Genomic DNA, 15,852 nt, shown 5'->3' with positions numbered 1-15,852 from the left:
GCTGTCTAAGCAGCATAACTCTTAGCTTTTCTTGTATCCGTTTGTTATAATGGGGCTTAAGCTAACGAAACGAACGGGAGAAATAACGGATGAAAATATACGAAAAAGCACCCGCCAAAATCAATTTGCTGCTTGATGTGATCCGTAAGCGCGAAGACGGATACCATGAAGTCGAAATGATTATGACGATGGTCGACCTCGCCGACCGGCTTGAGATGGAGGAGCTTCCGCGCGATACCATTATCATATCCAGCCAGGCCGGCTACATACCGCTTGACGAGAAAAATTTAGCCTTCCAGGCCGCCAAGCTGATTAAAGAACGCTACGACGTCCGCAAAGGCGTATACATACATTTGGACAAAAAAATTCCGGTCGCGGCCGGCCTCGCCGGAGGCAGCAGCGACGCTGCGGCCGCGCTCCGCGGCTTAAACCGTCTCTGGGGACTGCAAATACCGGAGGACGAGCTGTGCCGGCTCGGCGCGGAGCTCGGCTCGGACGTGCCGTTCTGCGTAACCGGCGGAACCGCGCTTGCTACCGGTCGGGGGGAGAAGCTGGAGAAGATCGAGAACCCGCCGGGCTGCTGGGTGGTGCTCGCCAAGCCGCCCATCAACGTGTCGACGGCCGACGTGTACGGCAAGCTGCGGGCGAACGAAATCGGACGCCATCCGTCCGCGGCGAATATGCTTTCCGCGATCCGGCGCGGCGATTTTAACGACATATGCGCCGGGCTCGGGAACGTTCTGGAGGACGTCACGCTGAAGCTGTATCCGGAAGTGCTGCAGTTGAAAGAAAGCATGCAGCGGCTTGGAGCCGACGGCGTGCTCATGTCCGGCAGCGGGCCTACGGTTTTCGGGCTCGTATCGAAGGAGGCCAAGCTGGCCCGGATCTATAACGGGCTGCGAGGATTTTGCAAAGAAGTGTATGTGGTAAGAATGCTTACATAACGATGACGTGCTTCTTGATTAAATCCGTATATAAATGATATATTGACAATATAATATTCGGATTTAGTGGGGGGTTGTGAATTGAAAAAGTTAAAGCGAAGCGCCAGATTGGTAGAAATGACACAATACCTGCTAAGCCGTCCCCACACGTTAATATCGCTGACAGCTTTTGCCGAGCGATACCAATCGGCCAAGTCTTCCATCAGCGAAGATCTGGCTATTATTAAAGAAGTTTTCGAAGAAGAAGGTTTCGGCGAACTGCACACGCTTGCAGGGGCGGCTGGCGGCGTTAAATATATTCCAAAAATGAGCAAGGAAGCCGCGCTTGGCATTATGACGAACATTTGCCGCGAGCTGGAGCAGCCGGACAGGGTGCTGCCCGGCGGCTATTTATACATGACCGACATGCTCGGCCAGCCGGAGCTGCTGAACGATGTCGGGCGCATGTTCGCGACCGCTTTCGCGGGCCGGCAAATCGACGTCATTATGACCGTGGAGACGAAAGGGATTCCGCTTGCGTATGCAACGGCCAATTGCTTGAATTTGCCGGTCGTCATTGTGCGCAGGGACAACAAGGTGACGGAAGGCTCGGCGGTCAGCATCAATTACGTTTCCGGCTCGAACAAGCGGATTCAGACGATGTCGCTGGCAAGACGCGCTTTGAAGGAGCAGTCCCGCGTCCTTATTATCGACGACTTCATGAAGGCGGGCGGAACGATTCAAGGCATGATGGACCTGTTATACGAATTTAAAGCGACCGTTGCCGGTGTCGGGGTGTTCGTGGAATCCGGCGAGGTGGATCTGGAGGAGAGGCTGCTCGAGGATTACGTATCGCTGGCCAAGCTGAGCGCCGTCGATCTGAAGACGAAGCATACGACGGTGCTGCCCGGCAACTATTTCGCTTAAAACGGGAAGGAGATGTCTGATATGACGAAACTACAACCGGTACCGGTTTCGACGGAGAAAGCTCCGGCCGCCATCGGGCCTTATTCGCAAGCGATCAAGCTTGGAAATCTTCTGTTTACGTCCGGCCAAATTCCGCTCACGGCGGAAGGCGAGCTGGTGAACGGCGGCATCGAGGAGCAAACCCATCAAGTGTTCCGCAACTTGCAAGAGGTGCTTGCCGCAGCGGGCGCGACGTTCCGCGACGTGGTCAAGGCGACCGTATTTATGAAGGACATGAACGACTTCGCCGCCGTCAACGGCATCTATGCCTCCTATTTCGGGGATCACAAACCGGCCCGATCGGCCGTGGAAGTCGCAAGGCTGCCGAAGGACGTGCTTGTCGAAATCGAATTGATCGCATCGATCAATGTCGAATAAGAACGAAAAATATGAAAAGACGAAAAAATATTTTATCAAGTGCTTAATTTTGGCAAAAAGGCAGCAGGAATTCGTTAGCAAGTGTGGAAAGTATACACCAAGTCTCACATAGACAAGGTGGTGAACACAAATGCAAATTACTGATGTCAGACTCCGCCGTGTAAATTCGGAAGGTCGCATGAAGGCAATTGCTTCGATTACCATTGATAATGAATTCGTCGTTCACGATATCCGCGTGATTGACGGCAACAATGGCATGTTCGTCGCAATGCCGAGCAAGCGTACCCCGGATGGAGAATTTCGGGATATCGCTCATCCGATTTCTTCGACCACTCGGGAGAAAATTCAAGTTGCCGTGCTCGCCGAATATGAGCGGGCCGCTACGGAAGAAGTGGCCATTGAAGAAGGAGCTTAATTAGCGCTATTGGGGTATAGGGAAGAGAGCCGCGGAGGCTCTCTTTTCTTTTTGCCCGAGATGGGATATATTTTTGAAGAGCATGCCGAAACGAATTGCGTCGTCTTTATTTTTCAAGGACAGACGGTTTCGGCGGGAAAAAATGCCGGTCATCGCGCGGCCTAACGGAATCGCAGCAAGGCGGCATAACGGGAGGACTCACCATTGAAAACTATGGCTATCGTGCTTGCGGCAGGTCAAGGCAAGCGGATGAAATCGAAATTATATAAAGTGCTTCATCAAGTAGCGGGCAAACCGATGGTCGGACATGTGCTTCATACGGTCGGCCAAGTTGAATGCGAGAGAACCGTCGTCATTGTCGGCCACGGAGCGGAAGCGGTCAAAAGCTATCTCGGCGACGCGGCGGAATACGTGCTGCAGGAGCAGCAATGCGGAACCGGCCATGCCGTTCGCCAGGCGGAGCCGCTGCTTGGGGCCGAGGAAGGGCTGACCGTCGTCATTTGCGGCGATACGCCTCTGGTGAAGGCCGAATCGATTCAAGCGATGAAAGAGCTGCATCTGAAGAGCGGAGCCGCTGCGACGATCATGACGGCGGTGTTCGACAATCCGGCCGGCTACGGGCGGATTATCCGCGGCGCGGACGGAACGGTGGAGCGCATCGTGGAGCAGAAGGATTGCTCGCCGCAGGAGGCGGCGGTCCGCGAGATCAATACGGGCACGTATATTTTTGACAATAAAAAGCTGTTTGCGGCGCTGGCGAAAGTGACGAACGACAACGCGCAAGGCGAATATTATTTGACCGACGTCATCCGCATCTTCCGCGAAGCGGGAGAGAACATTCAGGGCTGGTGCACGGACGACAACGCGGAAGCGATCGGGGTCAACGACCGGATCGCGCTTGCGGAAGCGGAGAAGCTTATGCGCCAGCGGATTAACCGGATGCATATGACGAACGGCGTGACGTTGATCGATCCCGATGCCACGTATATCGAGGCCGAGGTCGAGATCGGTCCGGATACGGTCGTTTATCCCGGCTCGGTGCTGAAGGGCAAGACGGTGATCGGCGAAGACGCGGTCATCGGACCGAACGCGGAAATTTCCGGCTCGACCGTCGGCAACGGCGCATCCGTGAAATATTCCGTCGTGAACGATTCGGTCATCGGCGACGATAGCGCAGTCGGTCCCTACGCCAACCTGCGTCCGGGCTCCAAGCTCGGCAAAGGCTGTAAAATCGGCGATTTCGTCGAGCTGAAAAACGCCTCGCTCGGCGACGGCAGCAAGGTATCGCATTTGAGCTATGTAGGCGACGCCAAGGTCGGCAGCGACGTCAATATCGGCTGCGGCGCCATTACCGTCAATTACGACGGTTACAACAAATCGCTGACGGAGATCGCGGATAACGCGTTTATCGGCAGCAACGTCAACCTAATCGCTCCGGTTAAGATCGGAGAAGGAGCGTACGTGGTAGCGGGCTCGACCATTACGAACGACGTGCCGGCCGGGGATCTGGCGATCGCAAGAGAACGGCAAACGAACAAGGCGGGTTACGCGGAGAAGATTAGGGCCCGTGCCAAAGCCAAAAAGGAACGTTCGACAAAATAACGAATCGTTTGGACGGCCGAAGGAACGATACTGATTCGATCAGCACGGTTTTAAATTGGGCCTGATAGGGAAACCTAATGGAAATCGACTTGCTTAAGTTTATGCTTCCGATGCAGGATTTTGCGACGAAGTAATCTCAGTGGAGAATCGCTCCGCAAAACCGAGCTTATGCTTCCGATGCAAGATTTTGCTGCGAAGTAAAATCAGAGGAGAACCGCTCCGCAAAACTTATAGGAGGTTTCCATATCATGACCCAATCCCTGACAGCCGTAGCGAGAGAGGGCCGCACCAAAAGCGAGCTTCGCAACTTAAGGCATCAAGGCAAAGTGCCGGGCGTGCTCTACGGACGGGAAATCGCTCCCACCCCCGTCGCGGTGGAGGAGAAGGAGCTGCTTGCGCTTCTTCGTTCCCATCCGAACGCGGTGCTCGAGCTGAGCTTACCTGCCGGCGGCAAGCAGAACGTTATGATTGCCGATGTTCACCGGGACGAAATTTCGCGGCAGGTGCTTCATGTCGACTTGTTGAAAGTAAACATGAACGAAGAGATCAGAACCCATGTGCGTCTTGAGTTTGCCGGCGATTCCGCCGGCGTGCGGGAAGGCGGCATCATGCAAGTTGTCGTTCACGAAGTGGAAGCGGAATGTCTGCCGGCGAACATTCCGGAGTCGATCGAAGTGGACATTACAACCCTCGGCGTCGGCGAAAACTTGCTCGTCCGCGATATTCCGGCGCCGCCGGGCGTTAAGATCAAATCCGATCCGGATCTGGTCGTCGTCACGATACTGGCGCCGCAGAAGGAATTGACCGAAGAAGAAGCCGAGGACGCGGCCGTCGAGCTGAAGGAAGCGGAGATGCGCTCCGAGGAAGCGCAGAAGCATGCAGTGGATAATGCGTAATTGGACAGCAAGAGTTAGCCGTATAGGGAGCGGGTGCGTCGCATGGCGACACACCCGCTTTGCGTTCACCGGGGGCCTTGCTGTCGGGGGGATTTTTGGTTTTTCTTTATTGAACGTTAGAGCGCCTTTGATCATACATTGAAGTGCTTTTTAATGTTTTTAAGCGGTTTAACGTTAAGCGTGTCCCGCAGGGACGAAAGCGCTCCTTGCACGGAAGGTTGGCCCAGCGTCTCGGAAGCGGGTGTCGTTCTTCCTTTTGGGGTGGGCTTCAGGGACGAAGCCCCTTGGGGTCCCCCTTACGACAAGGGGGATTTGAGGGGTTGTCGAGCCTTTTGGTTGGGAGCCCTTGAAAGGATTTTATACGTTCAGCATCGAATCATTATACTAGGAAATGTCAGGAGAGGAAGCAGAGGATGAAGTGGATTGTAGGTTTGGGAAATCCCGGGACGCAATACGCCAATACGCGCCATAACGTCGGGTTTATGGTCGTGGACGAGCTGGCGCGCCGGTGGGGCATAGCTGTAACGCAAAACAAGTGCAAGGCGCTGCTCGGCGAAGGCAACGTGCAGGGCACGAAGGTCGTCCTGATCAAGCCGATGACTTATATGAACTTATCCGGCGAGTCGGCCCGGGCTTTTATGGATTATTTTAAAGCCGATCTGGCGGACGGGCTATTCGTCTATGACGACATGGATACGGAAATCGGCAAAATCAGGCTGCGCTATCAGGGCAGCTCGGGAGGGCATAACGGCGTCAAATCGCTGATTCAGCATTTGGGAACGCAGTCGTTTAACCGGATCCGCATGGGCATCTCGCGGCCGGAGCCGGGCCGGCCCATCGTCGACTACGTGCTTGCGCCGTTCCCGAAGAGCGAGCAGCAGCTGCTGCAGGAGATGGTCGGCCGGGCATGCGATGCGGTCGAATTCGCATTGAAGCAGCCGTTCGACCAGACGATGGCCAAGTTTAACGGCTGAAGTCCGTAACGGAAACTTCTCATTCGGCGCTCTTTTAAACATAGATTAGCCGGGCATACTGAAGGGTATAACGATTCTTCAGGAGGCATACATATGGCTGTAAATTACGTTTGCAGGCATTGCAAAACAACGATCGGAACGATCGAGAGCGTCCACGTTACCGAGCAGCAGCTGGGCTTCCATTTCTTGACCCCCGAAGAGCGCAGCGATATAATAGCGTATAACCTGAACGGCGACGTGACGGTCCGGGTCGTATGCGATTATTGCCGCGAGGCGCTTGACGCGAATCCGGAATTGGTGCTCGTCGTGAACCCGCTTCAATAGTTTTGTTTTGCAGATTCGAATAAGTCTTGGCGTTCGGCCGAGGCTTATTTTTCGATGTAACGGGCAAACGCTTGCCCGGCTGCTTCGTTTCGTAGAAAGACCATACGGAACTTGCAGGCATATGATGAGAATGTTGGCAGGGTGAGCATCGGGCCTTAAGGCTCGGCTTTCACCCGGATGTTAGACGGCAGCGGAAGCTTGCGATCGTTCCGGCTGGAAGGAACGCCGGGCTTCCGCGCTCAGAAACGGGGTGTTATTTCGTTTGAAAGCGTTAATAGAAGCTTTTGCCGCCGATGCGGATGTCCAATCGATCGTATCCGGCATTCGATCGGGGATGCGAGAGCAGATGGTTTCCGGGCTTGCCGGCTCTTCCAGGCAAGTATTGATGGCCGCGCTGAAGCAAGAGATCGACCGGCCGATGCTGGTCGTAGCCCATAATATGTTTTCCGCGCAAAAAATCGCGGAGGACTTGCAGGAATGCTTATCCTCCGATCAAGTGTTGTTGTATCCCGCGAATGAGCTGGTAGCTGCCGAAGCGGCGATCTCGAGTCCGGAGACGCTGGCGCAGCGGACGGACGTGCTGATCAAGCTGTCCGGCGGCTTCCGCGGGATTGTTGTCGTGCCGTTCTCCGGCATCCGGCGGTTTCAGCCGGCCAAAGAGGTGATGGCCGAAGCGTCCTTCACGGTCAAAACCGGGGACGAGCTGGACATGGAGTCGTTCCTGCATGCGTTAAACCGTCTCGGGTACGAGCGGGTCGACCGCGTCGAAAACAAAGGCGAGATGAGCGTACGCGGCGGCATTGTCGACTTCTATCCGCTCACGTCGCCGGTCGGCTACCGGATGGAGTGGTTCGGGGACGAAGTCGATTCGATTCGCACGTTCGATCCGACCGAACAGCGGTCGCTCGACAATGTCCGCGAGCTGGCCGTTCCGCCTTGCAAGGAGCTGCTGGCCGACGAACGCCGCTTCAAGGCGGCGGCGGATCACGCGGCCGTTCTGCTCGAGCGGCAGCTCGAGAAGATGAACGACCGGACGGCGAAGGAACGGCTCCGCTCGGAGATCGAAAGCGAGATTGAGAAGCTGCGGGAGCAGGTTTATTTTCCCGAAATGTATAAATACGTTTCCTTGCTGTATCCGGAGCGGCAGACGCTGATCGAATACATGCCGGCGGATACGCTGCTGCTGTTAGACGAGCCGACTCGGCTGATCGAGACGGCCCGCCAGCTTGAGCGCGACGAGGCGGAGTGGGAGACGCATCTGCTGCAGAACGGCAAGACGCTGCCGGGCTTCGCCTTGGCGCGGGGGACGGACGAGGTGTTGTACCACCGGCCGTTCCAGACGCTATTCCTGTCGTTGTTTCTCCGGCAAATTCCGCATACGCAGCCGCAGAACATTCTGAATATGACAAGCCGCGCGATGCAAAATTTCCACGGCCAAATGAACGTGCTGAAAGCCGAGATGGAGCGCTGGCGCAAAATGGGCGCAAACGTGTTGATGCTTGCCGGCGGCAACGAACGGATGGAGCGGATGCGGCGGGTGCTCATGGATTACGGCATCGAGCCGCCGACGCTGCTGGAAGGGAATTTGCAATCGGGCTTCGAGCTGCCTTCTTCGCACCTCGTCGTCATTACGGAAGGCGAGATGTTCTCGCAGAAGCAGCGCAAGGCGAGAAGAATCGACAAGAAGCTGGACAATGCCGAACGCATTAAAAGCTACACCGACCTTAAGGTCGGCGATTACGTCGTCCATCATAATCACGGCATCGGCAAATTTATCGGCATTGGCACGCTGGAAATCGGGGGCATTCATAAAGATTATCTGCATATTCTGTATGCGGATGGGGATAAGCTGTCGGTTCCGATCGAGCAGGTTGACCTGATCCAGAAATACGTAGGCTCGGAAGAGAAGGAACCGAAGATCAACAAGCTGGGCGGCAGCGAATGGACAAGGGCGAAAAGCAAGGCCCGCGCTTCCGTCAAGGACATTGCCGAAGATCTGGTGAAGCTGTACGCGCAGCGTCAGGCGACGCCGGGCTACGCCTTCAGCAAGGATACGCCGTACCAGCAGGAGTTCGAAGCGATGTTTCCTTACGAAGAGACGCGCGACCAGCTGCGGGCGATCGAGGAGATCAAGAAGGATATGGAGCAGCCGCGGCCGATGGACCGTTTGCTCTGCGGCGACGTGGGCTACGGCAAGACGGAGGTCGCCATTCGGGCCGCTTTCAAGGCGGCGATCGACGGCAAGCAGGTTGCCGTGCTTGTGCCGACGACGATTTTGGCGCAGCAGCATTACGAGACGTTCCGCGAACGGTTCTCCGGGTATCCTTTTCAAATCCAGGTGCTGAGCCGGTTCCGTTCCCGCAAGGAGCAGAACGAAACGATCAAAGGGCTGAAAGCCGGAACGGTCGACATCGTCATCGGCACGCACCGCCTGCTGTCGCAGGACGTCGTTTTCAAGGATCTGGGGCTGCTGATCGTCGACGAGGAGCAGCGGTTCGGCGTGTCCCATAAAGAGAAGCTGAAGCGGCTCAAAACGAATGTCGACGTGCTTACCCTTACGGCGACGCCGATTCCGCGGACGCTTCACATGTCCATGCTCGGCGTTCGCGATTTGTCGGTTATCGAGACGCCGCCGGAGAACCGGTTCCCGGTGCAAACGTACGTCGTCGAGAACAACATGGCGCTTGTGCGGGAAGCGATCGAACGGGAGCTGGCGCGCGGCGGACAGGTCTATTATCTGTACAACCGGGTCCAAGGCATCTATCAGATGGCGGAGCAAATATCCGCCCTTGTGCCGGATGCGAAGGTGACGGTCGGGCACGGCCAAATGTCGGAGCAGGAGCTCGAGAAGACGATTCTCGATTTCCTCGACGGCGAATCCGACGTCCTCGTCAGCACGAGCATTATCGAGACCGGCGTGGACATTCCGAACGTCAACACGCTGATCGTCCACGACGCGGATAAGATGGGCTTGTCCCAGCTGTATCAGCTGCGCGGGCGCGTCGGCCGATCCAACCGGATCGCGTACGCCTATTTCGCTTATCAGCGCGACAAGGTGCTGACCGAGGTGGCGGAGAAGCGTCTGCAGTCGATCAAGGAGTTTACGGAGCTTGGGTCCGGCTTCAAAATCGCGATGCGCGACCTTGCCATCCGGGGCGCGGGCAATCTGCTTGGGGCGGAGCAGCACGGCTTTATCGCTTCGGTCGGGTTCGACATGTATACGCAGATGCTCGCCGACGAGATCGCGGCGCGCAAGGCGGAGCTCGAAGGCGTCGAGGTGAAGGCCGAGCCTGTGTTCAATACGCTCGTCGATCTGAGCGTCGACGCGTATTTGCCTTCCGACTATATTTACGACAGCATTCAGAAGATCGAAATTTACAAGAAGGTTGCGGCGATTCGCTCGCTGGAGGAAGCGGACGACCTGTACGACGAGCTGACCGACCGGTTCGGCCAATTGCCGCAGGCGGTGGACAACTTGCTTTCCGTTGCGCGGCTGAAAGTGTTCGGTTCGCAATACGGCATCGAGCAATTCAGCCAGAAGGGCGACGACGTCCATATCCGCTTCGCGGCGCGCGAGAAAGAGCGGATCAACGCCAAGCTCGTTCATCAGCTGTGCATGCAGTTCGAGAACCGGTACCGTTATCAGGCGGACGACAACCCGCTGCTCGTTCTCCGGGGCAAAGGGCTGACGATGGAGCAGCGGCTCGAGCTGCTGGAGAAGTTTCTGCGGTTGTTCGGCGATACCCGTTCGGTCCCCGATAAGCTGCAAAAAGCGGCCCCGTAATCGAAATCTTTCAAAGAGAAGAGGCCTTGTAAGTTTGCGGAGCAAACTCGTTCCGCAAGCGGAAAGGCCGGTTTATCGGCCGGTCGGAAAGGCCGTCCCGCTCTGCGGTTAAGCGGGCTTAAACGTTCCGGTTCGGTCAAAAATTCGCATCCGGGCACGCAAATCTGTTACAATACAAGCAACTTTACATTTTTGAAAGGGGACCCAACATGTTGCACGGATTACGCAAATCGGCATGGCAAAGAACGGCGCTGCTGGTCATTGCCGCAGTTCTGGTCATGACGGTTGTATCTGCATGCGGTAAGAAAGACGGAGGAGATTCGCTGGTCTTCGCCGGAGAAGGGGAAGGAACGGTCGTAGCGACTTACGACGGCGGTCAGGTGACGGAGCCGGAGTTTAATAAATATTTGGGCGTATTCAACATTATGCAGCCGGGCTATGAGCAGCTGGTTGAAATTCCGCAGTTCAAGGAGCAGCTGCTCAAGCAATATATCGCGTACAAGGTGATCGCGGGACAAGCTTCCGAGGATACGAAGAAGAAAGCTTTGGAAGAAGCGGACAGCCAGTTCAAGGATTTCAAAGATTACGCGGAAACCGACGAATCGATGAAGAGCACGATGGAAACGAAAAACATTACGACCGAAGACGTCAAGACGTATTTGAACTTGATGCTCGTCGTCGTGGATCATATGAATTCCAAGGTAACGGAAGACGAAATGAAGGCGGAATACGACAAGAACAAAAACAGCTACAACCCTGTCACGCTTCGCCACATTCTCGTCGCGACGACCGAAACCGACCAAACGACCGGCGAAACGAAAGAGCTGCGCACGGACGAAGAAGCGCTGAAGCGCGCGAAGGAAGTGAAAGCGAAGCTCGACGCCGGCGGCGATTGGAATGAGCTTGCGAAGGAATATTCCGACGATCCGGGCTCGAAGGACAAGGGCGGATTGTACGAAGATGCCGACGTTACCCAATTCGTGGAAGAGTTCAAAAACGCGGCTCTGCAGCAAGATGTGGGAGCGATCGGCGATCCGGTGCAAACGGAATTCGGCTACCATGTCATTAAAGTAGAGAAACGCGATATGCTGGACTACAACGAGATTACGGACGAAACGAAGGAAAAGGTGAAAAGCGCTGTCGCGTATAACCATATGAACACGTATATGACGGAGGATCTGGAGAAGCTGAACATTAAAGTGACGCTTCCGGAACCAAGCCCGTCGCCGACGGCTTCGGGAGAAGCGACGGAATCTCCGGCGGCATCCCCTGAAGCGACAGCTTCGCCGGAAGCGACGGCGTCCCCTGAGGCAACGAACGGCGCGGCGGCAAGCCCAAGCCCGTCCCCGGAAGCGACGGCAACGCCGTAACGAATGCAGGGGGATTCCCGCATCAAAAGGTTGAACGAGCCTTAATCGGCCGTTCGGCCTTTTTTTGCGTCTAATCGATTATTTCTTTGCCGCACTTTCTTTTATTTGTAAAAAGTGATATCATAAATATATCAAAATAATATGTGGGGTGTTGGCATGAACGAAAAAAAAGCATGGTATGTCAATGGCTACCTGGCTTTGCTTGTCGCCTTGATTTCTCTCGCAGCCGGAATCGCGCTGATCATTTTCGGGATTAACCGTTCCGAAGTAAGCGCAGCGCTTATCGTGCTGGGGGTTGTGCTCGTCATTTTATCCGTGATCGCGTTCTCGTCTCTTGTTATCGTGCATCCGAACGAAGCGAGGGTTATTACGTTCTTCGGAACTTATATCGGAACCGTATCGTCGAGCGGGCTATGGATGGTTCTTCCGTTGACGGACAAACAGAAAATATCGCTTAAAGTGCGGAATTTCAACAGCCAGACGCTGAAGGTGAACGATGCGGACGGCAACCCGATCGAAATCGGCGCCGTCGTAGTGTTTAAAGTATCCGATACGGCAAGCGCCGCGTTCGACGTGGACGATTACGAAACGTTCGTGGAAATTCAAAGCGAAACCGCGCTACGCCACATCGCCGCGCAATATCCGTACGACGTTCACGGCGAGGACGCAGCGAAGCATTCGCTTCGCGGCAACGCCGACGAAGTGGGCGACGAGCTGAAGAAGGAGCTGCAGGAACGATTGTCCGTTGCCGGCGTCAAAGTGCTGGAGACGCGCCTGACGCATCTGGCATACGCTCCGGAAATCGCGAGCGCGATGCTGCAGCGCCAGCAGGCGATGGCGATCGTGGCGGCCCGGCAGAAAATCGTCGAAGGCGCCGTCGGCATGGTGGACGCCGCGCTCCGGCAATTGATCGAGAGCGGCATCGAGCTGGACGAAGAGCGCCGCGCCGCGATGGTCAACAATTTGATGGTGGCGATCGTGTCCGACCGTTCGGCGACGCCCGTCATCAATGCGGGCACGTTGTATAATTAAAGGGATGATTCCATGGGAAAAGAGAAAAAGGCGTTCCCGCTGCGCCTTGACCCGGAGCTGTATAAAGCTCTCGAACAGTGGGCGGGGGAAGAATTCCGCAGCGTAAACGGGCATATCGAGTTTTTGCTGCGGGAGGCTTTGTCCAGAGCGGGAAGGCTGAAGGGAACGCCCAAGCCGCCCGCAGCGAAGGAATAGCGTCCGGCGAACTGTATAGGCCATGCCCCGCTAGCGCGACAGACGGCTGGCGGGGCGGGCTTGTTCGCCATGTAAACAAGGCCGTTCATTCTTGATGGCCGAGGGCGGATTTCGGCCCGAAACGTCTCTTCCCCGGTTTAGGATGAGGAAGAAGCCCCCGGATCGGCTTCCTTGTACAGCTTGTACATGCCGACCGATTTCGGATAACCGTAGACGAAGCCGAACTGCTTGTACAGATGGTCCGCCGGAACGTCCGCCATCAGGCTGACGTATGCGCCGCTTGACGCATGCGCGTCGAGATATTCGGTAATGCGCCGCATGATTCGTTTGCCGAGTCCCCGTCCCTGATAGGCGGGATCGACGGCGATGTCCACGACGTGAAAGAAGCAGCCGCCGTCGCCGATAACACGGCCCATGCCGATAAGCTTGCCCGAATCGCGCAGCGTGACGGCGAATAAGGAATTCGGCAAGCCGACAGCCGATTTGGCGACGTCCTTCGGGCTAAGGCCCGCCGCCTCCCTCAGCGCGGCGTATTCTTCCGGCTCGGGCGGAACCGTAAATTCTTCGATCTCGCGATGCATAGGCATGTCCCCCTTAACATACGTTTCTTATAGTTATCTCAAATTGCGCTCTTCATTTTACCGGAAGCAAGCGTCATAAGCATACCTTTATCGAGGCCTCTCGGGATGAGCGGCCGCGCTTGGAGGTAGATATCGTGCCTTTTCGGAAAGGTCTTTCTTACGGAACGCAGGACCAAACTTAAACTTTCCGATGTAGTTATAAAGGAGTGTACAAATGACCGCCTTACTACGCGGGACGGCGCCGGCCGCCCCGTCTTTTCGCTTTAAATTGTATCTGCTGCTTTCCGTCGTGCTGATTGCGGGGATGAGCCAAGGACTGCTGCTGCCGCTGTTATCCATTATGCTGGAAAACTCGGGCATATCCTCGGACATGAACGGGCTGAACTCGGCCGCTTTATATATCGGCACGTTCTGCACAATGTTTTTCGTCGAGAAGCCGGTCGCCCGGTTCGGGTATAAAAAGGTGATCGTTGCCGGCATCGCGATGGTCGCCCTGGCGTTGTTCCTGTTTCCGGCGTACCGGTCGCTTGCGGCTTGGTTCATCCTTCGCCTCGTCGTCGGCGTGGGCGACAGCTCGCTTCATTACGCGTCCCAGCTGTGGATCGTAAGCTCGGCGCCGGCGGAACGCAGGGGCCGGTATATTTCGCTGTACGGCATGGCATACGGCGTCGGTTTCAGTCTCGGTCCGCTCGGCATCAATCTGCTGCCGCTGGGGGACGCGGCGCCGTTTATCGTCATGGGCGCGCTTTGCCTTGCGGTAATGGCGCTGATGCCGAAGCTGCCGAAAGACAAGCCCGAACGGCACGGCAAAGCGGTACAGGGAGAAAACCGTTATTTCGTCACATATCGGCTTGCGTGGTTCGTGCTGATTCCGGGACTGCTGTACGGCCTCATGGAGTCGTCGATGAACTCCAGCTTTCCGCTGTACGCGCTTCGCGTCGGCATCGACGAGCATTGGATTTCGCTGCTGCTGCTCGCCTTCGGCGTCGGCTCGCTTATTTTGCAGCTGCCGCTCGGCATCTGGAGCGACAGAATCGGACGGAAGCCCGTTCTGATGGGATGCGCCGTCGCCGGCGGGCTCTTGTTTATCGCCGTGCCGCTTGCCGGCGGCCATGTCGGAGCGCTGTTCGTTCTGTTCGCGCTGACCGGCGGACTTGTCGGCTCCTTCTATTCGCTGGGACTGGCCTACGCCGCCGACATCCTGCCGAAAGCGATATTGCCGGCGGCCAACGTCATCGCTTCGATCCATTTCAGCATCGGCAGCGTTCTGGGGCCTTCTCTCGGCGGTTACGGCATCCGCTATGTCGCATTGTCCATCGTGTTTACCGGTTTGGGAGCGGCGTTCTTGGCGTTTGCGCTGGCAGGACTGGCGTTCCGTCCGTCCAAGGCGGGCTCGGCGGCAGAATGAACTTAACGGACAAACCGGAGGCCGGCCGTTTGCGGGAAGCAAGCGGCCGGCTTTTTTTCGATGCGTTCGTTCATGAGCCGTTATCCCGGTTAGCGCCTGACGAATGCGTCAAAGCGGGGCGGCGGACGGTGCATAAGAAAATGGGAGCGGATGAATACTATGGTCAGATTCACATTCGCTCAAGGAAATATCCTGCAATACAGCAAGAGCGGCGAAAAAAGTTCTCGACAGCCTTGAACCTCGGCCGCTCATCCTCGAATGACTTCGACAGAAGTTTTTCTCATCGCTGCTTAGGTGTAATGGACCGTCCTTTCGGCGAATTATTTAAACCGCCACGCGCAGCTCTCCGTCTCCGGCGGACGCTTCGGCGAAGGCTTATCTCATCCAGTCGACTTAAATATCCTCTAGGAAAGTGGGGCAACATGAAATGAAAGCAACTGGAATTGTACGTCGCATCGATGATCTCGGGCGTGTGGTGATTCCGAAGGAAATACGCCGTACACTGCGTATCCGCGAAGGGGATCCGCTTGAAATTTTCGTTGACCGCGACGGCGAAGTCATTCTGAAGAAATATTCTCCGATCGGGGAGCTTGGCGACTTCGCGAAAGAGTATGCGGAATCGCTGTACGAGAGCACCAATCATATTACGCTTATCTCCGACCGGGACACGGTTATCGCCGTAGCCGGAGCGTCCAAAAAGGAACTGCTGGACAAGCAAATCGGTTCCGCTTTGGAATCTTGCATGGATAACCGCAAAACGACGGTTGAAACGGCCGGAGGTACTTACGAAATCATTAAAGACAGCCAGGAAACCTACAGCTCTTTCGTAGCCGCTCCTATCGTGGCCGGCGGGGACCCGATCGGCACGGTCGTCCTGCTGAGCAAGGACGAATCCGTTACGATGGGGCAGCTGGAAACGAAAATGGTCGAAACGGCGGCCGGTTTCCTTGCGAAGCAAATGGAGCAGTAAATAAGCCGTTGCAAGATGTTGAAGCATCCAGCGG

General features: G+C 56.0%; 15 protein-coding genes. 14 read left to right on the top strand and 1 reads right to left on the bottom strand.

All coding sequences use genetic code 11. The features are described from left to right. The first annotated feature begins 89 nt into the window (after positions 1-89). The 12 genes from ispE (at position 90) to ACFSW5_RS20220 (ending at position 12,859) form a co-directional block, all read left to right on the top strand. Positions 90-944, top strand: coding sequence for a 4-(cytidine 5'-diphospho)-2-C-methyl-D-erythritol kinase (gene ispE / locus ACFSW5_RS20275; RefSeq protein ID WP_379277146.1), 855 nt, complete (start codon positions 90-92; stop codon positions 942-944). An 81-nt stretch (positions 945-1,025) separates the two neighbouring features. Then, on the top strand, positions 1,026-1,850 hold the full coding sequence (gene purR / locus ACFSW5_RS20270) for a pur operon repressor (protein ID WP_379277145.1): 825 nt from the start codon (positions 1,026-1,028) through the stop codon (positions 1,848-1,850). Positions 1,851-1,871: 21 nt separating this feature from the next. Then, entirely contained in the window at positions 1,872-2,267 is a 396-nt protein-coding gene (locus ACFSW5_RS20265; RefSeq protein WP_379277143.1) for a RidA family protein, read from the top strand. Between the two features lie 130 nt (positions 2,268-2,397). Further along, the gene (gene spoVG, locus ACFSW5_RS20260) at positions 2,398-2,682 is read left to right on the top strand and encodes a septation regulator SpoVG (RefSeq protein WP_129442137.1); all 285 of its coding nucleotides are present in this window, start codon (positions 2,398-2,400) and stop codon (positions 2,680-2,682) included. Between the two features lie 204 nt (positions 2,683-2,886). Beyond that, on the top strand, positions 2,887-4,284 hold the full coding sequence (glmU, locus tag ACFSW5_RS20255; RefSeq protein WP_379277138.1) for a bifunctional UDP-N-acetylglucosamine diphosphorylase/glucosamine-1-phosphate N-acetyltransferase GlmU: 1,398 nt from the start codon (positions 2,887-2,889) through the stop codon (positions 4,282-4,284). A 248-nt stretch (positions 4,285-4,532) separates the two neighbouring features. Then, positions 4,533-5,180, top strand: a complete 648-nt coding sequence (locus tag ACFSW5_RS20250; RefSeq protein ID WP_379277135.1) for a 50S ribosomal protein L25/general stress protein Ctc — start codon at positions 4,533-4,535, stop codon at positions 5,178-5,180. A 413-nt stretch (positions 5,181-5,593) separates the two neighbouring features. After that, positions 5,594-6,154, top strand: coding sequence for an aminoacyl-tRNA hydrolase (gene pth, locus ACFSW5_RS20245; RefSeq protein WP_379277132.1), 561 nt, complete (start codon positions 5,594-5,596; stop codon positions 6,152-6,154). Between the two features lie 93 nt (positions 6,155-6,247). After that, the gene (locus tag ACFSW5_RS20240; RefSeq protein WP_379277130.1) at positions 6,248-6,478 is read left to right on the top strand and encodes an anti-sigma-F factor Fin; all 231 of its coding nucleotides are present in this window, start codon (positions 6,248-6,250) and stop codon (positions 6,476-6,478) included. 262 nt (positions 6,479-6,740) lie between these two features. Beyond that, positions 6,741-10,262, top strand: a complete 3,522-nt coding sequence (gene mfd, locus ACFSW5_RS20235) for a transcription-repair coupling factor (RefSeq protein WP_379277127.1) — start codon at positions 6,741-6,743, stop codon at positions 10,260-10,262. A gap of 209 nt (positions 10,263-10,471) precedes the next feature. After that, positions 10,472-11,632: a peptidylprolyl isomerase gene (locus ACFSW5_RS20230; protein ID WP_379277124.1), complete on the top strand. Its 1,161-nt coding sequence runs from the start codon at positions 10,472-10,474 to the stop codon at positions 11,630-11,632. Positions 11,633-11,788: 156 nt separating this feature from the next. Next, the gene (locus ACFSW5_RS20225) at positions 11,789-12,664 is read left to right on the top strand and encodes an SPFH domain-containing protein (RefSeq protein ID WP_379277122.1); all 876 of its coding nucleotides are present in this window, start codon (positions 11,789-11,791) and stop codon (positions 12,662-12,664) included. 12 nt (positions 12,665-12,676) lie between these two features. After that, positions 12,677-12,859: a hypothetical protein gene (locus tag ACFSW5_RS20220; protein WP_379277120.1), complete on the top strand. Its 183-nt coding sequence runs from the start codon at positions 12,677-12,679 to the stop codon at positions 12,857-12,859. 137 nt (positions 12,860-12,996) lie between these two features. On the opposite strand, the gene ACFSW5_RS20215 is transcribed toward ACFSW5_RS20220, so the two are convergent. Then, positions 12,997-13,440 (bottom strand): GNAT family N-acetyltransferase, encoded by a 444-nt coding sequence (locus ACFSW5_RS20215; protein ID WP_379277117.1) that lies wholly within the window; start codon positions 13,438-13,440, stop codon positions 12,997-12,999. A 214-nt stretch (positions 13,441-13,654) separates the two neighbouring features. On the opposite strand from ACFSW5_RS20215, the gene ACFSW5_RS20210 reads away from it, so the two are divergent. Together ACFSW5_RS20210 and spoVT are read left to right on the top strand one after the other, a co-directional pair. Next, the gene (locus ACFSW5_RS20210; protein WP_379277115.1) at positions 13,655-14,848 is read left to right on the top strand and encodes an MFS transporter; all 1,194 of its coding nucleotides are present in this window, start codon (positions 13,655-13,657) and stop codon (positions 14,846-14,848) included. 427 nt (positions 14,849-15,275) lie between these two features. Beyond that, positions 15,276-15,818: a stage V sporulation protein T gene (gene spoVT / locus ACFSW5_RS20205; RefSeq protein ID WP_379277113.1), complete on the top strand. Its 543-nt coding sequence runs from the start codon at positions 15,276-15,278 to the stop codon at positions 15,816-15,818. Positions 15,819-15,852: the final 34 nt, after the last annotated feature.

The organism is Paenibacillus thailandensis, from assembly GCF_042685365.1.
Classification (GTDB): domain Bacteria; phylum Bacillota; class Bacilli; order Paenibacillales; family Paenibacillaceae; genus Paenibacillus_AP; species Paenibacillus_AP thailandensis.
This window is presented reverse-complemented; position numbering and strand designations above follow the sequence as displayed.